This window comes from Arthrobacter sp. 754 (genome assembly GCF_040548695.1).
In the GTDB taxonomy this organism is placed as follows: Bacteria; Actinomycetota; Actinomycetes; order Actinomycetales; family Micrococcaceae; genus Arthrobacter.
The window spans coordinates 182,460-201,464 of sequence record NZ_JBEPSC010000008.1 but is presented as its reverse complement, the minus strand read 5'-3'; the positions used below and the strand labels follow the sequence as shown (position 1 = coordinate 201,464).

18 protein-coding genes and 1 pseudogene are annotated in these 19,005 nt (G+C 66.4%); 7 read left to right on the top strand and 12 right to left on the bottom strand.

Annotated elements, in window-relative coordinates:
• Positions 1-5: 5 nt before the first annotated feature.
• Together purF and purM are read left to right on the top strand one after the other, a co-directional pair.
• Complete coding sequence (gene purF, locus ABIA70_RS20655; protein WP_354149451.1) at positions 6-1,694, top strand: amidophosphoribosyltransferase; 1,689 nt, start codon at positions 6-8, stop codon at positions 1,692-1,694.
• Entirely contained in the window at positions 1,691-2,851 is a 1,161-nt protein-coding gene (gene purM / locus ABIA70_RS20650) for a phosphoribosylformylglycinamidine cyclo-ligase (RefSeq protein WP_354149450.1), read from the top strand. Before purF ends, purM begins: the two co-directional genes overlap by 4 nt.
• Here purM and ABIA70_RS20645 read toward each other — a convergent pair.
• Positions 2,848-3,627, bottom strand: coding sequence for a VOC family protein (locus tag ABIA70_RS20645; protein WP_354149449.1), 780 nt, complete (start codon positions 3,625-3,627; stop codon positions 2,848-2,850). The two genes, purM and ABIA70_RS20645, sit on opposite strands and share 4 nt — an antisense overlap.
• 239 nt (positions 3,628-3,866) lie before the next feature.
• Positions 3,867-4,100, bottom strand: a complete 234-nt coding sequence (locus ABIA70_RS20640) for a DUF3073 domain-containing protein (RefSeq protein WP_354149488.1) — start codon at positions 4,098-4,100, stop codon at positions 3,867-3,869.
• A 273-nt stretch (positions 4,101-4,373) separates the two neighbouring features.
• Between ABIA70_RS20640 and ABIA70_RS20635 the strand changes: the two genes are divergently transcribed.
• Positions 4,374-5,084: a septum formation family protein gene (locus tag ABIA70_RS20635; protein WP_354149448.1), complete on the top strand. Its 711-nt coding sequence runs from the start codon at positions 4,374-4,376 to the stop codon at positions 5,082-5,084.
• A 14-nt stretch (positions 5,085-5,098) separates the two neighbouring features.
• Here the strand turns inward: ABIA70_RS20635 and catC are convergent, their stop codons facing one another.
• Together catC and ABIA70_RS20625 are read right to left on the bottom strand one after the other, a co-directional pair.
• On the bottom strand, positions 5,099-5,377 hold the full coding sequence (catC, locus tag ABIA70_RS20630) for a muconolactone Delta-isomerase (protein ID WP_354149447.1): 279 nt from the start codon (positions 5,375-5,377) through the stop codon (positions 5,099-5,101).
• A gap of 41 nt (positions 5,378-5,418) precedes the next feature.
• Complete coding sequence (locus ABIA70_RS20625; protein WP_354149446.1) at positions 5,419-6,804, bottom strand: short-chain fatty acid transporter; 1,386 nt, start codon at positions 6,802-6,804, stop codon at positions 5,419-5,421.
• Positions 6,805-7,028: 224 nt separating this feature from the next.
• On the opposite strand from ABIA70_RS20625, the gene ABIA70_RS20620 reads away from it, so the two are divergent.
• On the top strand, positions 7,029-7,946 hold the full coding sequence (locus tag ABIA70_RS20620; protein WP_354149445.1) for a LysR family transcriptional regulator: 918 nt from the start codon (positions 7,029-7,031) through the stop codon (positions 7,944-7,946).
• Positions 7,947-8,077: 131 nt separating this feature from the next.
• Here the strand turns inward: ABIA70_RS20620 and clpB are convergent, their stop codons facing one another.
• The gene (gene clpB / locus ABIA70_RS20615) at positions 8,078-10,735 is read right to left on the bottom strand and encodes an ATP-dependent chaperone ClpB (protein ID WP_354149444.1); all 2,658 of its coding nucleotides are present in this window, start codon (positions 10,733-10,735) and stop codon (positions 8,078-8,080) included.
• A 220-nt stretch (positions 10,736-10,955) separates the two neighbouring features.
• Between clpB and ABIA70_RS20610 the strand changes: the two genes are divergently transcribed.
• Entirely contained in the window at positions 10,956-11,297 is a 342-nt protein-coding gene (locus ABIA70_RS20610; RefSeq protein WP_354149443.1) for a YciI family protein, read from the top strand.
• Between the two features lie 2 nt (positions 11,298-11,299).
• Here the strand turns inward: ABIA70_RS20610 and ABIA70_RS20605 are convergent, their stop codons facing one another.
• The 7 genes and pseudogenes from ABIA70_RS20605 to ABIA70_RS20580 all read right to left on the bottom strand — a co-directional run bounded on the left by ABIA70_RS20605 (position 11,300) and on the right by ABIA70_RS20580 (position 16,590).
• Positions 11,300-11,731, bottom strand: coding sequence for a class I SAM-dependent methyltransferase (locus ABIA70_RS20605; RefSeq protein WP_354149442.1), 432 nt, complete (start codon positions 11,729-11,731; stop codon positions 11,300-11,302).
• Between the two features lie 99 nt (positions 11,732-11,830).
• Complete coding sequence (locus ABIA70_RS21675) at positions 11,831-12,301, bottom strand: TOBE domain-containing protein (protein ID WP_502917242.1); 471 nt, start codon at positions 12,299-12,301, stop codon at positions 11,831-11,833.
• Between the two features lie 162 nt (positions 12,302-12,463).
• A pseudogene (locus ABIA70_RS21670) lies at positions 12,464-12,871 on the bottom strand (ATP-binding cassette domain-containing protein); the annotation flags it as partial.
• Positions 12,872-12,891: 20 nt separating this feature from the next.
• Positions 12,892-13,755: an ABC transporter permease gene (locus ABIA70_RS20595; RefSeq protein ID WP_354149440.1), complete on the bottom strand. Its 864-nt coding sequence runs from the start codon at positions 13,753-13,755 to the stop codon at positions 12,892-12,894.
• A gap of 11 nt (positions 13,756-13,766) precedes the next feature.
• Positions 13,767-14,555 (bottom strand): molybdate ABC transporter substrate-binding protein, encoded by a 789-nt coding sequence (gene modA, locus ABIA70_RS20590; protein WP_502917241.1) that lies wholly within the window; start codon positions 14,553-14,555, stop codon positions 13,767-13,769.
• Positions 14,552-14,962 (bottom strand): TOBE domain-containing protein, encoded by a 411-nt coding sequence (locus ABIA70_RS20585; protein WP_354149439.1) that lies wholly within the window; start codon positions 14,960-14,962, stop codon positions 14,552-14,554. The genes modA and ABIA70_RS20585 overlap by 4 nt, the downstream gene beginning before the upstream one ends.
• A gap of 44 nt (positions 14,963-15,006) precedes the next feature.
• The gene (locus ABIA70_RS20580) at positions 15,007-16,590 is read right to left on the bottom strand and encodes an FAD-dependent oxidoreductase (RefSeq protein ID WP_354149438.1); all 1,584 of its coding nucleotides are present in this window, start codon (positions 16,588-16,590) and stop codon (positions 15,007-15,009) included.
• 146 nt (positions 16,591-16,736) lie between these two features.
• On the opposite strand from ABIA70_RS20580, the gene ABIA70_RS20575 reads away from it, so the two are divergent.
• Together ABIA70_RS20575 and ABIA70_RS20570 are read left to right on the top strand one after the other, a co-directional pair.
• A complete protein-coding gene (locus ABIA70_RS20575) occupies positions 16,737-18,071 on the top strand; it encodes an FAD-binding oxidoreductase (protein ID WP_354149437.1) in 1,335 nt (444 codons plus the stop codon).
• Positions 18,072-18,130: 59 nt separating this feature from the next.
• Positions 18,131-19,000, top strand: coding sequence for a DUF4031 domain-containing protein (locus ABIA70_RS20570; protein ID WP_354149436.1), 870 nt, complete (start codon positions 18,131-18,133; stop codon positions 18,998-19,000).
• Positions 19,001-19,005: the final 5 nt, after the last annotated feature.

Below are 19,005 nucleotides of genomic sequence, written 5' to 3'. Positions count from 1 at the left end.
GACCAGTGGCACGCGGCGATGGAAAACTTTCTCATGATCTTCTCCCTGGCGAAAAAGGCCCTCAGGACGCTTGTGGCGTTTTCGGGGTCTGGGCACCAGGTGAGGAGGTTGCAAAACTCACCTATTACGGGCTGTATGCATTGCAGCACCGCGGTCAGGAGTCGGCTGGCATAGCTACCAGCGACGGCAAGCGGATCAACGTCTACAAGGACATGGGCCTCGTTTCCCAGGTCTTCGACGAGACCACGCTTAACACCCTGACCGGGCACCTGGCGGTGGGACACTGCCGCTACTCCACCACCGGAGCCAGCCACTGGGCCAACGCCCAGCCCACCCTCGGCGCCACCAGCACGGGTACCGTCGCCCTGGCGCACAACGGCAACCTGACCAACACGGCCGAGCTCAACGCCATGATCCAGGAACGCAACGGCGGCCAGCTCAGCGGCGAAATGAAGCAGGGCAACACCTCTGACACCGCCCTGGTCACGGCCCTGCTGGAAGGCGAGGAGGGCAAGACCCTCGAGGAGACCGCCACCGAACTCCTGCCCAAGATCAAGGGCGGCTTCTGCTTCGTCTTCATGGATGAAGGCACCCTCTACGCCGCACGCGACACCTACGGCATCCGCCCGCTGGTCCTGGGCCGGCTGGAGCGCGGCTGGGTTGTCGCCTCCGAGCAGTCCGCCCTGGCCACCGTGGGTGCCAGCTTCATCCGGGAAATCGAACCCGGCGAATTCATCGCCATCGACGAGGACGGCGTGCGTTCCAAGCGCTTCGCGGAGCCGACGCCGGCAGGTTGCGTTTTCGAATACGTGTACCTCGCCCGCCCGGACGCCGCCATCGCCGGCCGCTCCGTGTACGAGTCCCGCGTGGAGATGGGCCGCCAGCTGGCCCGTGAAAACACCCAGGAAGCGGACATCGTCATTCCGGTCCCGGAATCGGGCACCCCGGCAGCCGTTGGCTACGCCGAGGAATCCGGCATCCCGTTCGCGCACGGCTTCGTCAAGAACTCCTACGTGGGCCGCACCTTCATCCAGCCTTCGCAGACACTGCGCCAGCTGGGCATCCGGCTGAAGCTGAACGCCCTCGAGTCCGTGATCCGCGGCAAGCGCGTGGTGGTGGTTGATGACTCGATCGTCCGCGGCAACACCCAGCGGGCCATCGTCCGGATGCTCCGCGAGGCCGGCGCCGCCGCCGTCCACATCAAGATCTCGTCCCCTCCCGTCAAGTGGCCCTGTTTCTACGGCATCGACTTCGCCTCCCGCGCGGAGCTGATCGCCAACGGCGCCACCATCGAGGAAATCTCCCAGGCGATCGGCGCGGATTCGCTCGCGTACATCTCCGAGGACGGGATGATCGGCGCCACCCAGCAGCCGCGCGAACGCCTCTGCACCGCCTGCTTCACCGGCAAGTACCCCATCGCGCTCCCGGGCTCGGACAAACTGGGCAAAAACCTCCTGGAACGCACCGACCTCGGCGGCCTGGCGCCGTCGCCCTCTGCCCTCCCGGGTTCCACCGCAGCACTGGCCGTCGCCACCATCGACAATAATGAGGACCCGGCGGACGACGAAGGCTCCGACGGCTGCGATCCGGGACCGGACGCCGAGTTCGAGGACCTGCTGACCGAAGAAGACCGTGTGCCCGAGATCCACCACGCAGCCACCTCCACCGGCGCCGATAAGAAAGAGTCCGTATGACTTCCGCTACTCCCGCCGCCGGCCACAGCTCACAGAACGCCGCGGGCATCACGTATGCCTCCGCCGGCGTTGACGTTGAAGCGGGCGACCGCGCAGTTGAGCTGATGAAGGGTGCCGTGAAGGCCACCCACAACTCGTCCGTCATCGGCGGTGTGGGCGGCTTCGCCGGACTGTACGACGTCTCCCGGCTCCTGACCTACAAGCGGCCGCTCCTGGCCACGTCCACGGACGGTGTGGGCACCAAGGTGGCCATCGCCCAGGCCATGGACATCCACGACACCATCGGCTTTGACCTGGTGGGCATGGTGGTGGACGACATCGTGGTGGTGGGCGCCGAACCGCTGTACATGACCGACTACATCGCCTGCGGCAAGGTTGTCCCGGAGCGCATCGCGGACATCGTACGCGGCATCGCCGCGGCCTGCTCCGTCGCCGGTACCGCCCTGGTGGGCGGCGAAACAGCCGAGCACCCGGGCCTGCTGGGCGAGCATGAATACGACGTCGCCGGTGCCGCCACCGGTGTAGTGGAGGCAGCCGACCTGCTGGGCCCGGACCGCGTCCGCGCCGGCGACGTGGTGATCGGCATGGCCTCCTCGGGCCTGCACTCCAACGGCTACTCCCTGGTCCGCCGCGTCATCAACCACGCCGGCTGGGCACTGGACCGCCAGGTCTCCGAACTCGGCCGCACCCTCGGCGAGGAACTCCTGGAACCCACCCGCGTGTACGCCGCCGACTGCCTGGACCTGGCCCGCGCCTTCCCGGTGAACAGCTCCAATGCCGTCCACGGCTTTAGCCACGTCACCGGCGGCGGCCTCGCCGCCAACCTTGCACGCGTGCTTCCGCAGGGCCTCGTGGCCACCGTGGACCGCGCCACCTGGGAACTGCCAGCCATCTTCAAGCTCGTGTGCGAACTGGGCAACGTGCCCCTGGCCGACCTCGAGCGCACCCTGAACCTGGGCGTGGGCATGGTGGCCATCGTGTCCGCCGAAGCCGCAGACGCCGCCGTGGCCCGCCTGAACGACCGCGGCCTGCCGTCCTGGATCATGGGCACCGTCACCACCGACTCGGATTCGATCCTCAAGACCGGCCCGGACTACGTGCAGGGCGCCAAGGGCGTGGACGGCGGCGCCGTCCGCCTGGTCAACGCCTACGCCTAAACCTCCAGCAGGCTGAAGACGCCGCCCTGCGGGTCCCTCAGCGTGGCAGTGGCACCTGGGGTTTCCGGATCGTCGTCCCCGGGTTCGATCAGCACCTCGGCGCCGGCCGCCACAGCCTTTCGCACGGTATCGGCAACGTCGGACACGCCGAAGTAGATCTGCCAGCGGGCAGGCGCGTCGGCCGCGACAACCCCGGCCACCTCGGCGCCGTTCACCATCAGTGTTGAGTACGTCCCGCCGTCGTCCTGGGGGTACTCGGTCACCTCGTGGCCGAACAGCTGCTGGAAGAACCCGACGGCGGCCTGCGGCTCGGGCGTCAGCAGTTCGGTCCAAGAGAGGGCGCCGGGCTCGTTGTACCGTCCGGTGCCGGTGTGCGTCCCGGGCTGCCAAATGCCAGTGGTCCCGCCGCCGGGGGGATCCACGAAGACCATCACGCCGGTGTCCCCCACGATTTCCGGGCCGAACTGGACATGCCCGCCGGCGTGGGGTGTCTCCTCGGCCACGGCGCCGGCGTCCTCAGCGGCGAAGTAGATGTTCCACTGGGCGTCGGTGCCCAACGGTTCCTGGTGCGGGTTCTGCGGCGCCACAACAGCCACCAGGTCCTCGGCGATGAAGGCCTGGGCGTAGCTGCGGCCGTCGGGGGTGGGCATGTCCTTGAAGGTCCAGCCGAACACTGCCGTGTAGAAGGCCTTGGCGGCGTCCACGTCCCGGGTTTGTACATCAGCCCAGCACGGCTCACCGTGCGAGTAGGTGCGTGAAGTGGTGTTTCCTGGCATGGCAGGTCCTTTCGCGGCGGCACAAAAGCATCAACCCCCTCAGTCAACACCAAAAAGCCCGCCGCCTGCACCGGAGTCCGGTACAGGCGACGGGCCTGATAACTGAGGCCAGCACTGCGGGTCCGCCCGGATCCGGTGTACTGGAAAAGAAGCGCTGTACCGACGCCCAAGCTGCGCGCGTCCGAAAGGTACTGCGGCGTCACAGGGCCTGCCGCCTTACGGCGACAGGTTTGCGACAACTAGCCGATCCGACGGGTTTTTACCTCGTCGTCGTCTTCTTCCAAATCGTCCGCGTACTTATCCACATAAGCTGAATAGTCCGGTTCAACCGGCTCATTCGCGAAATGGCTCGTGGCACGACCTTCTGGGCCCTTGAGCTCGCGCTGAAGTGCCGAATAGTCAGTGTTCGGGGAATAGTACTTAATATCCCGAGCCTGCTTGGTAGCTTTTGCCTTTTGACGGCCGCGCCCCATGGCGTGACCCCCTTTTGTACTCGGACCGGAGGTGGTCACCTTGGCTATCGGTGAGGCCCCGGAATGTTTGGTCAATTTGTCGTACACCTAGATTACATGCTTTCGGCGCCCGCTGCGCCCCGGCGCGGGCCCGCAAACGACATGTCAGGTACCATTTCCGCGGCCTACCGCGGGGTTCCCGGCTTTTTTGTTGGATAGAGTCTGTTCAACAGCTGCCGATCCGGGGTTCGCGGAACAGCGGCAAGACGAGGCGACACCCAGGAGGGTATCCGGATGAACCAGCAGGACGCCGCGGCCAGGCCGGCTGCTGAGGGCCCCCAGGGTACGCCGGGCGGACTGCGTAACGTCCCGCCCAAGCCCGCTGCGCCACCTACCGCGGGCCTGCCCCAGGTGGCCGCCCCCGGGGCTGCGACGTCGTCGGCCGTGCACTCCCCGGACGCCCCGCCTCGGAAGCCGCGGCGGACCGGATCCAACCTCCTGAAAGCTGTTTTCGTGCTTGTTTTGCTGGGCGTCGTTGCCGGCCTGGTGTGGCTCGCCATGTGGCTGGGCAAGGACTCGGCAAACACCGCCGACGACGGCGGCTCGGGTGTTGTGGAAGTCTCGCCCACTCCCCTGCCGACACCGCTTGCGCTGCCCCGGGAGGGTGTAGCGCCTGCGGACTTCCGGCTGGGCGACTGCTTCAAGGATTTTGACCCGGAGTCCTTGCGGTCAACCGTGGTGGCCTGCGATACCGGCCACTCTGCCCAGCTAGTAGCCGTGTTCCGCTACCCCACCAAGGGCCCATACCCTGGCCGCGAAACCCTTGCCGCCAAGGCGCTTGAGGCCTGCCAGGCGGCGAGACTGGGCCCCGCAGCCAACGACTACGTCCTGAACTTCCAGCGCTCCTATCCCAGCAGCACGAGCTGGGCATCAGGCGACCGGCGGGTGGACTGCTATGTCACGGCCGACGGCGGCAACGTCATCAACGCCAGCGCACTTCCCTGAGGACATCACGCCAGTCAGTTGACGTCGGACGGGTGCTTCGCCAGGGGTGTGACCGAGATGTCCATGTACGGGAACAGAGGCAGGCCGGAGAGCATGGTGTGGAGTTCGTCGTTGCTTTCGGCGTCAAAGACTGAGTAGTTGGAGTACTCGCCGACAACGCGCCAGATGTGGCGCCACTTACCCTGCTTCTGAAGATCCTGCGAGTAGGACTTTTCCACAGCCTTGATGGCGGCCGCCTCTTCAGAGGGCATGTCAACGGGAAGATTTACGTCCATGCGTACCAGGAACAGCATCTTCTTCTCTTTTCTTAGCGGTCGGGTTGGCAGGACGGGTCTTAGCCCAGGAATCCCCAGAGCAGGATGGCGGCAATGTAGATAATGCCAACCCAGAACATCATGATCACGGTGTAGCCCATAATGTCCTTGAGCTTGAGCTTCGACAGGGCCAGGGCGGGCAGGATCCAGAAGGGCTGGACCAGGTCGTTCCAGGCGTTGCCCAGCATGACGGACATGGAGGTCTGCGCGGTGGAGGCACCAATGGCGTTCGCCGCATCGATCATGAACGGGCCCTGGATCATCCAGTGACCGCCACCGGACGGCGCGAAGAAGTTGATCAGGAACGAGCTGATCAATCCCCAGAACGGCAGGGTCTCCGGGGTGGAGATGCTGGTGAAGACGCCCGATATCGTCACCACCAGCCCGGAGGCGGCCATGATCGCCATGATTCCCGCGTAAAAGGGGAACTGCAGAATGATGCCGGAAATCGTCTTGATTCCTTCATTGAGCTGGCGCAGGTAGGCGTTGGGGGTGCCCAGCAGCAGGATTCCCAGGAACAGGATGAAGAAGTTGATCAGGTTCAGGTCCACACCGCCGCCGCGGACGAAGTGCACCGCTACGTAGCCCATGCCCAGGATGCCGATTGCCCAGGCAAGAATCCAGCTGTTGTTAAGCTTGGAAGCGAAGGTGTCAGCGTCCGTCTCCAGCATGACCTTGAGGGGCGCGTTGGAATGCAGGGACCGGTCGATCTCCGTGACCGGCTGACCGGGCTTGGGGTGGAGCACGGCATTGAGCAGGGGCAGGGTCACCAGGACCACCGCGGCGGTGATCATCATGGGCAACGAGAAGATGGTTTCGGCCAGCGAGATGAGGCCCATCTGCTTCTCCATCGGGTGTCCCGGCGTCGAGATCACCATGGGAATGGTGGCCGACAGGCCCAGCCCATACATCGTGAAGCCGCTGTAGGCAGCCGCGATGATCAGCGGGTAGTGGACGCCCTTGACGTGCATGGACAGCTTCTTGGCGATGATCCCACCGATCACCAGTCCAAATCCCCAGTTGAGGTAGGAACCCACAGCACCCACCAGCGTTGCCACGATGACGGCCGTCCGCGGTGTTTCCACCCGGCTGACGATCGCGTTGAGCATGCGCTCCACCACCGGGGCGTTCGCCAGGACGTAGCCCATGGCCAGGATGACGGCCATCTGGGTGGTGAAAGCGAGCAGGGACCAGAAGCCCTTGCCCCACGCCTCCGTCACGTCCGTAATGCTTTGGCCTTCGATCACCACGGCAAGGATCACCGTGAGGATGGTCAGGATGATGGCGAAGACAAAGGGGTCCGGGAGGTAGCGCCGCATCAACTCTGTGAAGAAGCCGGTTACCTTCTGCATGCCGCCGGGCCGCTTGACGGCAGGCGATTCCGCCCTGTCCAAAGTTTTACTCATGATTTCCTCTTTGAATCGAAAAGTTGGCGTGCCGCAGGTTCAGGGAATGCCTGCAAGCCGGCCGTTGGGGAGGCGAAGGGAGCGTGCGGCGGACCGGAGCCCATGCTCCGCATCGCAGCCGGGCGTAACCTGGCGCACACTCAAGATCGCAGACCGGGACGATAAGTGTCCAATAAACTTTCCTTAAGGAAGCGATCACGGAATGCTTATGAATGGCCGGCCCAATGCATCTGAAATACCTTCGGGCGTTCGCGGTTCTCGCAGAGGAACTGCACTTCGGCCGCGCCGCCGAACGCCTGGCCGTGGCACAACCGCAGCTCAGCGTGTGGATCCGGCGGCTGGAACAGGATCTCGGCGTCGTACTTTTTGACCGGAGCTCGCGGGCTGTTCGCCTGACTGATGCCGGGCAGGCGGTCTACGGACCCATCCTGAAGACTCTGGAGAGCGCCAGCCTCATTGAACGGGCGGCCCTACTCGGCTCCTCGGCCGTGGTGGGGCAGGTGGTGGTGGGCTACGCCGGTGCCAGTAGCAGGGACGTGATCCCGCCGCTGGCCAAGGCTGTCCGGGCGGCTGAGCCCGGCATCGAACTGAAGCTGAGGTCGCTGGTCTACGGCGGCTTGGCCCCGGGCGAGGTGGCTTCCGGCGCCATCGACATCGGGTTTTCACGGCTCCCTGTCCGGGACAAGGAGGTCCGGACGCGCATTTTTGCCTACGAGCGCATACTGGTGGCCTTGCCCGAAGACCACCCCTTGGCATCAGAGGAGGTTGTGCGGCTCGCCGATCTGGCTTCTGAACCATTCGTGGCGTTCCCTGCAACCCTCGGTTCGAATCTCCGTAACGCCACCACCCGCCTTGCCCTGGAGGCGGGATTCTCGCCGCGGGTTATGCAGGAGGCGCCGGATTCCTACGCAATCCTGAGCCTCGTGGCAGCCGGGGTGGGTGTCACGTTGACGCTGTCATCGGTGATGCATGTGAACCCGCCGGGTCTTGTGTACCGCGAGCTTGCCGGTCCGCCGACCTATTTGCCGGTGGTGGTGGTGTGGCGTGACGGGGGAGTGAGCCGCGCCACCCAAGCGGTGCTGGACATCTTCGAGCAGATCAAGCCAACGCCGGCAGACCCGCCCGGCCGCGTCCTTGACTGACGCTCCCCCGGCTTCAGGATCTCCGGATCGCCAACCGACGCCACTACTCCCCTCGTGTCGGTGAAATCAAACGGCAGCTCGGCATCTAGCCGGAGGAACGCAGGTCAACCTTCCACGTCAATACCAAACCCCTAGTCCTTCCGCCGCACCACCAGTCCCGTTCCGGCGGGAGCACCGCCGTCGGGCCCGGTCTTTGCCTCCAGCCCTTCAATGGTGAGTTCGTCGACGTCCGCTGCGGTGTCCACGAGCACGGTGTCACCGTCCGCGATGTCCCCGGACAGGATGGCCTTGGCCAGGCGGTCGCCGATCTCCCGCTGCACCAGCCGCCGCAGCGGCCGGGCGCCGTAGGCGGGATCGAAGCCGGACATGGCCAGCCATGCGCGCGCACCCTCGGTCACCTCCAGTGTCAGGCGCCGCTCAGTCAGCCTCCTCCCGAGCTCGGCCACCTGCAGCTCCACGATGTGCGCCAGTTCGTCCACGGTCAGTGCGTCGAACAGCACCACCTCGTCCAGCCGGTTCAGGAACTCCGGCTTGAAGGACGAATTCACGGTGGCCATGACAAGGTTGCGCTTGGCGTCCTCCGAGATGGTCTGGTCCACCAGATACTGGCTGCCCAGGTTGGAGGTCAGCACCAGGATGGCGTTGCGGAAGTCCACGGTGCGGCCCTGGCCGTCGGTAAGGCGGCCGTCGTCGAGTACCTGCAGGAGGATGTCGAAGACTTCCGGGTGGGCCTTCTCCACTTCGTCCAGCAGGATCACGGAGTACGGCCGGCGGCGGACGGCTTCAGTCAGCTGGCCGCCTTCCTCGTACCCGACGTAGCCCGGAGGGGCGCCCACAAGCCGGGCCACCGAGTGCTTCTCGCCGTACTCGGACATGTCGATCCGCACCATGGCGCGTTCGTCGTCGAACAGGAAGTCCGCGAGCGACTTGGCGAGTTCGGTTTTGCCCACGCCGGTGGGGCCGAGGAACAGGAACGAGCCGGTGGGGCGGTTGGGATCGCTGATGCCCGCCCGGGCGCGGCGCACGGCGTCGGCGACGGCAGTGACGGCCTTCGTCTGGCCGATAAGCCGCTTGCCGAGCTCCTCTTCCATGTGGAGCAGCTTCTGGCTTTCGCCCTGCAACATGCGGCCGGCCGGGATACCCGTCCAGGCGGAGATGACCTCTGCAATATCGTCCGCGGTGACCTGTTCAGCGACCATCTGGCCGGATTTGTCCGTGTTGGCTTCCTCCGCGGCAGCGGCTGCACTCAGTTCGCGCTCCAGTGCCGGGATCTCGCCGTAGAGCACGCGGGAGGCCGTTTCCAGGTCGCCCTCACGCTGGGCCTTGTCCGCGGCGGACCGGAGCTCGTCAAGCTTTGCCTTCAGGTCACCCACCCGGTTCAGGCCGGCCTTCTCGGCCTCCCAGCGGGCATTGAGCGCGGAAAGCTCTTCCGTCTTGTCCGCCTTGTCCGCACGGAGCGCGGCCAGGCGTTCCACGGAGGCTGCGTCGCTTTCGCCTTCGAGGGCAAGCTCCTCCATGGTCAACCGGTCCACCTGGCGCCGGAGCTGGTCAATCTCCTCCGGCGCGGAATCGATCTCCATGCGGAGCCGGGAAGCGGCCTCGTCCACCAGGTCGATGGCTTTGTCCGGCAGTTGACGGCCTGAGATGTAGCGGTTGGACAGCGTAGCGGCGGCCACCAGGGCGGAGTCCGCGATGGTCACTTTATGGTGGGCCTCGTAGCGTTCCTTCAGGCCGCGGAGGATCCCGATGGTGTCCTCCACGCTGGGCTCACCAACGTAGACCTGCTGGAAGCGGCGCTCCAGCGCCGCGTCCTTCTCGATGTTTTCGCGGTACTCGTCCAGGGTGGTGGCGCCGATCAGGCGCAGCTCCCCCCGGGCCAGCATGGGCTTAAGCATGTTGCCTGCATCCATGGAGGATTCGCCGCTGGCACCGGCACCCACCACCTGGTGGATCTCGTCGATGAACGTGACGATCTGCCCTTCGGAGCTCTTGATCTCCTCAAGAACCGCCTTCAGCCGCTCCTCAAACTCGCCCCGGTACTTGGCACCGGCCACCATCGAAGCGAGGTCCAGGGCGATCAGGGTCTTGCCCCGGAGGCTCTCCGGCACGTCACCCTGGACGATGCGCTGGGCCAGGCCTTCGACGACGGCGGTCTTACCGACTCCCGGTTCGCCGATGATGACGGGGTTGTTCTTGGTGCGGCGGCTCAGCACCTGGATGATGCGCCGGATTTCGTTATCCCGGCCGATCACCGGGTCCAGCTTGCCGGACCGCGCCATCGCGGTCAGGTCAGTGCCGAACTTCTCCAGCGACTGGAACGTGTTTTCCGGGTCCGGGCTGGTGACCTTGCGGTCGCCCCGGACACCGGGCAGGGCGGCGAGCAGCGCCTCATGGGAGGCGCCGGCGTCGCGCATTAAGCGGCCGACGGCGTCACTCCCCGCGGAGAGCCCCAGCAGCAGGACCTCGGTGGAGACGAACGTGTCACCGAGCCTGTCCGCCTCGTTCTTGGCGTTCTGGATGGCCTGCAGGGCAGGCCGCGACAGCTGGGCCTGCTGGGTGGAACCGCCGGACGTGGCCGGCAGTGCTTTGATGGCAGTGCTTGCCTGGACACTCACGGCGTCCGGGTCAGCCCCGGTGGCCCGGAGGAGCGCGACGGCGACACCCTCCCGCTGATCCATCAGGGCCTTAAGAATGTGCGCGGGTTCCACCTGGGGATTCCCTGCCGTCGAGGCGTTCATGGCCGCAGCCGACAGAGCCTCCTGGCTCTTGGTGGTGAATTTGACGTCCAAAGAGAGCTCCTTCCGGGTTTCGCAATCGCTAAGTTGAGTGTACAACGCTCAACTCTGACGTGCGTGTTTGCTGGCTCTTGTTTGCCGACAGCGAACCCGTTCTTCCGGCTGCGCTGGCGGACTGCTGATCTCCCTTGCACTGTATCCCCGCCGCCCGAATCATCCTAGGATCGTTGTGTCCGGCGGCAAGGGGCCCCGGCGAGTCAAGCGGAGGATTGCCATGAAGAAATTTGTTGTTCTCTACATGGGACCTAAGGCAGCCCAGGAACAGATGCTGGAGAGCTCACCTGAAGCGGCGCAGGAGGGTATGAAAGCTTGGCTTCAGTGGGCGGACCGGGCCGGAGACGGGGTAGTGGATATGGGCAACCCTCTGATCGCCGGAAAGGAAGTCTCTGCCACAGGAGTCTCAGAAATAAGCAGCACCAACCACATTGGCGGGTACGGCATCATCCAGGCAGACGATATGGAAGGTGCCCAGGCGCTGCTCGACGGGCACCCGCACCTGATGATGCCCGGCGGAAGCATCAGGGTCTACGAATCCCTGGATATGCCCGGGATGTAGCCCTAGGTCCATGATTGACGGCGCGTCATCCGGAACTTCGCGCCCGGTCTGGCCAGCGGGATCACGTTCCGGAGGTAGGCGCTGCGATGTTGCGCGGTGAGGTCGTCGAAGGTGCCATAGTCCACCAGGACATCGAACCTTCCGCGCTGCTGGCGCAGGTTGGTCAGGTCGTCAACGAGGAATTCGACGGCGGCGCCGGCCTGCCGGGCCTTGGCCTTCGCCTTGGCGATCGCGGCGGGCGCGAAGTCGACACCGGTGACGTCGAACCCGTGCTGGGCAAGGAAGATGGCGTAGTCGCCCTCTCCGCAGCCCAGGTCCACAGCACGGCCGGGCGTCAGCCGCCCTTCCTCCACGAGGCGGACGAGCTCATTGCGGGCGCTCCCCACCCACGGCGGAGTCCCGAATTTGTACCAGGCGTTGTACATGGTCTTCATGGCGCCCTCCGCGAGGGATGGAGTTGGCCGTGCGCCAACTTCCGCTTTCGAATTATTATGCGCCTGCCCGGGCTGCTTTCGCGGGCTCACTGTCAGCGTTCAGCCGGGGTAGATGGCGACGGCGCCGGCCTTGACCACGAAGTACACCTGCATGCCGGGCGCCATCCCGAGATCGGCTGCGGCCGCCGTCGTAATGTCGGCGCTCAGCAGCCCGCCTTCCCCGGCGCGGACCCTGATGCCGTCGCCATGCGGCTCGAGGTCCGTGATGGTGACGGCGAAGGAGTTCCGCGGGCTCCCGTGCGCCTCGCTGAGGAAGATGGAAACGGCCGAGGGCGGGAAGACAGCCACGCCCGGCTGTCCGGTGGGGAGCGGGCCGGGGAGGTCGTCGTGCTGTCCGTAGAGGTTCAGGGCCCCGGCGCGGAGGCCATTTTCGGTGATCTGTCCCGTCACGAAGTTAAGCCCTGCCAGCCCCGCCGCAAACCGGCTTCGCGGCCGCTGCAGGACAGCCCGGGTAGGGCCTTCCTCGCTGATTTTGCCGTCCTCCAGGATGATCAGGCGGTCTGCCAGCATCAGGGCGTCGAGGGGATCGTGCGTGATGATGATGGCCCGCCGGTCCGCGAGGACGCGCTTGAGCAGCCTCCGGAGCAGCGGCGCTGCATGGATATCCAGTGCGGCCATGGGCTCGTCCAGCAGCAGAAGGCCGGGCTCGGCGGCGAGCGCCCGGGCCACTGCCACGCGCTGCGCCTGGCCGCCGGACAGCTCCGCCGGGCGGCGGGACCGGAGATCCGTTGCCTCCACTTCCGCCAGCCAGTGTAAGGCTGACTCTGTGGCGGACCGTTTCGCAGAACCGGCGCTGCGGGGCCCGAAAGCCACGTTCTCCAGCACGCTCAGGTGCGGAAAAAGCAGTGGTTCCTGGGCCAGGAGCGCGGTGCCGCGCCGGTGCGGGGCCGTCCACTGGTTCCGCCCTTCGGTGAGATCAAAGAGCATTTTGCCGTCCAGCCCGGACCGGCCGGAATCCGGCTGCAGCAGCCCCGCGATGACGTTCAACAGCGTGGACTTCCCTGCACCGTTCGGTCCCATGACGGCCACCGTTTCGCCAGGGGCCACCGTAAGGGAGACGTCGAAATCTCTGGCGGCCACGGCAGCCTGAACCGTGAACGTCACCGGGCATCAGCGCCCTGGGCGGGCGCCGTCGTCGTACTGACCCGGCCGGGCATACCGGAACTGCGGTATGCGAGGGCGACCACGGCCACCGCAACGGCGACGAGCACGAGCGAGAGCGCGACGGCGGCGTCGGCGTCGGTTTCGCGCTGCAGGTAGATTTCCAGCGGCAAGGTCCGGGTCACGCCCTGCAGGCTGCCCGCGAACGTGAGGGTGGCGCCGAACTCGCCCAGGCTGCGGGCAAAGGACAGAACGGCGCCCGAGGCCAGGCCGGGCAGGACCAGCGGCAGGGTGACACGGCGCAATACTGTGCTGGGGCTGGCGCCGAGGGTGGCGGCCACTGCCTCGTATTTTGGCCCGGCGGTGCGGAGTGCCCCCTCGAGGCTGACCACCAGGAACGGGAGTGCAACAAATGTCTGGGCCAGGACGACGGCGGTGGTGGAGAACGCGATCTGGATGCCGGCCACTTCGAGCGTCCTGCCCAACAGGCCCTGCCGGCCGAAGGTGTACAGCAGGGCTATGCCGCCCACCACCGGCGGAAGGACCAACGGCAGGAGGACCAACGAGCGCAGGACCCGCTGGCCGCGGAAGCTGCCGCGGGCCAGGACCAGCGCAAGCGGGACCCCGAGAACGATGCACAGCACGGTGCTCGCAGCGGAGGTTCGGAGGCTCAGGCCGAGCGCCGCCTGCGACGATTCCGAGGTGACAAGCGGGATGAACTGGGCCCAATTAACCTTTGCCACCATTGCCACGAGCGGGAGGAGGACCAGCAGGGCGCCCGCCGCGGCGACGGCATAGATCCAGGCGGGGATGCCGCTGTAGTTGGCTGGCTGCCTGCGCGGCTTTGCCGTTGGCGGTGTCACGGTGCGCGCGTTCACGGCTTGCCGAAGCCGGCCGCCGCCAGGGCTGCCTGGCCTTCGGCCCCGACTACAAACTCCACAAAGGCGTCCGCCGCGGGTTTGTTGCCGGCGCCCTTGACGGCGGCGATCGGATAGGTGTTGATGGCTTGGGCGGCCTCGGGGAACGGGATCTGCTCCACCCTGGTGCCTGCGCCTAAGGCGTCCGTGACGTAGACAAGGCCCGCGTCGGCCTCCCCCGAGGTGACCTTGCCCAGGACACCGGTGACCGAGGATTCCTCGCTCACCGGGTTGAGGGCGGTGCCGGTCTCCTGCTCGATCGTCTTCGTGGCAGCACCGCAGGGCACCTGGCTGGCGCACACCACTAACTTGACGCCCTGCCCGGCGAGGTCGGCGAAGCCTTTGATGCCGGCGGGGTTCCCCGGCGGGACAACGATGGCAAGGGTGTTGGTGGCGAAGTCCCGGGGTTCGGCGTCCATGAGGCCTTCGTCCTTCAGCTTGGCCATGTTCCGGGCGTCGGCCGAGGCGAAGACATCGGCCGGGGCGCCCTGGCTGATCTGGGTCGCGAGGTCGGCCGAGCCGGCGAAGCTGAGGGTGACGCGTGTTCCCGGATTGGCTGCTTCGAATTTCCCTGCCAGGTCCGTGAAGGCCCCCTTGAGGGAGGCGGCCGCAAACACGGTGAGCGTGCCTGCACTGCCGGAGCCGCCGCCGTCGTCGTTCGTTCCACCCTGTCGCGCCGGAGCGCAGGCGGTCAGGGTCAGCACGAGGAGCACCGCCCCGGCCCACGCCGCAAGCGTGCGCTTCACGCGGAGCCCTTGCCCTGCGGGGTCTCGATGATGACCGTCGTGGCTTTGACTACGGCTGTGGCCACAGAACCGAGCTCAAGTCCCAGCTCGCGGACGGCTTCGCTGCTCATCAGAGAGACCACGCGGAACGGACCGCACTGTAGTTCAACCTGCGCCATGACCTTGTCCGCGGTGATGCCCGTGACCAGTCCGACGAACCGGTTGCGCGCCGAACTCCCGGTGCGGTGCGGATCCTCGGGAAGCTGGGCGAGCTTCCGGGCGTGCCGGGCGAGCTCGAGTCCGTCCACCGCCAGCCGGCCGGCGTCGTCCTTTACCGGAGTGAGGCTGCCGTTCTCGGTCCAGCGCCTGATGGTGTCGTCACTGACACCGAGGAACCGGGCCGCTTCGGAAACGCGAATCGTGGGCATTTGCCCATAATAGTCCGCATTTGCGGTCCGGTGGGGTCCGGCCGTTAGTTTATGCTCTCCGGGAGGTCTTCCGGTCCGGGCGGCAGGTTTGCGTTGGCAGGTCCGTGGAGGACCGTTCCGTCAGCAGCGAACCGGGAACCATGGCAGGGGCAGTCCCACGTGGTGTCGGCAGGATTGAACTCGACGGTGCAGCCCAGGTGGGTGCAGACGGCGGAGAGTGAGTGGATCTGCCCGTCAGTGTCCTTGTAGACGGCGGTGCTCTCGCCGGCGACGTCGATGACTGTTCCTTCCCCGGGGGAGAGCGTGACCTTGCCTGGCAGTGGGGATACTTCGCCGGTGGTGTCCGCGCCGGCGGTTCCCTCGACGGCCACGTCGCTATCACTGGGTGCCTGCGATGGTCGGTTGCTGTCGAAGACCGCAGCCCAGGGGTGCTCCCGGCCGCTGATGGTGTCTGTCAGGATGAGGGCGGCAGCTGTTCCGTTGGTCAGGCCCCATTTGCGCAGTCCGGTGATCACATACACGTGCCGCGCGTCAGGGGACATGAGCCCCACGTAGGGCAGCCCGTCCACCGGCATGTTGTCCTGGGTTGACCACCGGTAGGCGATTTCGCGGACCCCGAGACTGTCACGGGCAAAGGCGGCAAGCCTGCCGTACCGCGCGGCGGTGTCCCCGGCCTCAGAAATGCTGTGGCCCTCGCCGCCGACCAGCACGTAGTTCTCCCCGCTGATGTTGGCGGTCAGGATCGAGCGCATCGGTTCGTCGACGCTGATGAACGTGCCATCCTGCGTCGGTCCGTCCAGACGTCCGGCGACGATGTAGGAGCGGTGCGGCCGGCACCGGGAGTCGAAAAGGCCCTGGTCGCCGAACGGCACGTTGGTGGCGACGATGATGTCCCGGGCCCGGACGGTGCCGCCTTCCGTGTCCACTACGCCCGGGGTGCCGTCGCGGACCGCCAGCGCCCGGGTCTGCTCGAACACCAGGCTGCCATCCCCGTGGACCGCCCGCGCGAGGCCCTGGAGGTACTTCACGGCATGGAATTGTGCCTGCCCGTCGAACCGGACCGCGCCCTTGACCGCGAACGGGAGCGGCACGTCGGTAGTGAAACTCGCGGGAAGGCCAAGGCTGGCGGCGAGGCTGGCTTCGGCCCTGGCAAGTTCCAGTGCCTCCTCGGTCCCGGCGTAGGTGTAGTTGGCGACGACGCGGAAGTCGCATCCGATGCCCTCTTCGGCCACGACCCGCTGGATGTGTTCGATGGCGGCCTGGTTGGCCTGCCCGTAGATGCGCGCAGTATCAGTGCCGTGGGTGCGGACAAGCTCGGTGCAGGCAAGCCGGTGGAGGGAGGTGACCTTGCCGGTGGTGTGGCCGGTGACGCCTGTTCCAACACGGGCCGCCTCGATGACCGCAACAGTGTGCCCGGCCCGTTTGAGCGCCAGCGCGGCAGTCAGCCCGGCGATACCGGCTCCGATGACGGCAACGTCGGCCTCGATGTCTGTGTCCAGCGTCGGATAGCCGGTGTCCGGGGCTGAGGCGAGCCAGAGGGATTCGGGTTCACCTTCCAGCCGGCCGCCGCCTGGCATCTCCATCGAAACCTCCCCTGCACCGAGAGTTTGGCCATAGGTGCTGATCATCTCCCTTCCCCGACTGAATTTCAACGCTCCCGGGATCCTTCGCTGCGGTAGTCACCGCAGGTCAGCGGCTGACTATGGAAACTTCCCCGGCCGGAGTCCTACGCTATGGGAAGGGGGAGGGCCGCAGTCGCTGAGGAGCGTTTGTGATGAAGTGGATCAGGCCTGACAGCCCCGATTACGACCCCGCCCGCAAGGTCTTCAATGCCATGATCGACCGGCGTCCGGCAGTCATCGCCCAGTGCTCTACCGACGCGGAGGTGACTGAAGCCCTCCGTTACGGACGCGCGAACTCCCTGGCTATCGCGGTCCGCGCCGGTGGACACTCGGTGGCCGGAATGTCCACGAACGACGACGGACTGGTGGTTGACGTCCGGCCGATGAAATCCATCGACGTGGACCCGGAATCCGGCATCATCACCGCCGGAGCCGGCGTCACCTGGGGCGAATTCGACCACGCCACCCAGGAACATGCCTTCGCTGTGACCGGCGGGCGGGCATCCACCACCGGGATCGCCGGCTTCACCCTGGGCGGCGGGTCCGGCTGGCTGGAGCGCTCCTTCGGGTTCGCGTGCGACAGCCTGGTCTCCGTCAACCTGGTAACGGCCGACGGCGAGCGCGTCACCGCGAGCGCACGGGAGAATCCGGAGCTCTTCTGGGCGCTCCACGGCGGGGGCGGCAACTTCGGCGTGGCCACGTCATTCACTTTCCAGGGACACCGGCTAGGTCCCGTAGTCCATGCCGGCATGTGGCTGTGGCCCGGGGATGCCGCCTCCGACGTCTCGCGCGCCTTCAGGGATTTGGCCCTGGCGGCTCCGGACGGCGTCGGCCTGGCGCTCCTGTACGTGACGGCACCGCCCGAGCCTTTCGTGCCGGAGAACATGGTGGGAAAGATGGCCGTCCTCGTGGCCTACGTGTACGCCGGCGACACCGACGAAGGCTCCGAACATGCCAGGCCATTCCGCGAACTCGGCCCCGCAGTGGACCTGGTGGGCGACACGCATTATGCCGAATTCAACGGCTCCCTGGACGACCCGCCTGACCATTACAACTACTGGAGCGCGGACTACCACGACGAGCTTCCCGACGAGGCCCTGGAGCTGTTCGTGGAATCGGCCCGGAACCTCCCCGATGCCACATCCCAGCAGCTCCTCGCACGGTGGGGTGGCGCGGTGGGAGGCAACGCGGCTGCGGCCACTCCGCTGATCAACCGGAACGCGGCCTGGGTCAGCCACCCCTACGGAATCTCCCCCACGCCTGAGGGAGGCGAGCGGGCCAAGGCCTGGGTGAGGGACTTCCGCGGAAAAATCGCCCCCTACGCCACGGGCGGGGTGTGGCTGAACTTCATCGGCAACGAAGGGCAGGACCGGATCAAGGCTGCGTTCGGGAACGGCAACTACGCGCGGCTGGCCCGGGTCAAGCGCGACTTCGATCCGCAGAACGTTTTCCGCGGCAACCAGAACATCCTGCCCGCAGGCTCCTGACCGGACGTCTTAGCCAACCGCCGAACCACTCCGCAGCCAGGCAGCACTAGACTTCCTGCATGGCGATTTACCTGGATCCGCCGCTGTGGCCGGCCCACGGCACCCACTTCTCGCACCTGGTTTCGGACACCTCGTTGGAGGAGCTGCATGCCTTTTGCGCCGCAGCAGGCATCCCGGACAGGGCCTTCGACGGCGACCATTACGATGTTCCGGAACGCCGCTTCGCGGATCTGGTGGCGGCAGGTGCCATTCCGGTTGAAGCCCGGATCCTGGTCCGCAAACTGATCGCCAGCGGGCTGCGCATCCCGGCCCGGCAGCGCAACAAGTCATTGAAGGTGCCGCTGCTGAACCGCTGGGAATCCATCATGCCCGGCCACGACGCCCTCTTCTTGGACCTGCTGGACCGCTGGAGCGAGGAGCACCGGCGCTATCACGGCTGCACCCACCTGCTTTCGGTGCTCGAGGCCCTGGATCTGCTCACCGATCCCGCCGACCCGCCGCGGACCGTGCTGCTGGCGGCCTGGTTCCACGATGCGGTGTATCGCGGAGTCGCCGGCCAGGACGAGGAGGAGTCCGCCCGGCTCGCCGAGGAGCGGCTCACCCACGCAGGACTGCCGGCCGAGGAGGTCGAGGAGGTGTCCAGGCTGGTGCGCCTGACGTCGGACCACCGCCCGGATCCGGGGGACGACGACGGCGCCCTCCTCAGTGACGCGGACCTGTCAGTTCTGGGCGGGGAGCCTGAGCCCTACGCCCGGTACGTGGCCGCCGTCCGCGAAGACTACGCGCACATCGGCGACGCCGACTTCGCGGCGGGACGCGCCGCCGTCGTCCGTCAGTTGCTCGATCTTGACCCGCTGTTCCACAGTGAACGCGCGCGGGAGCTCTGGGCGGACGCGGCGCGGCAGAACCTCCGGGGCGAGCTGGCCTGACGTAT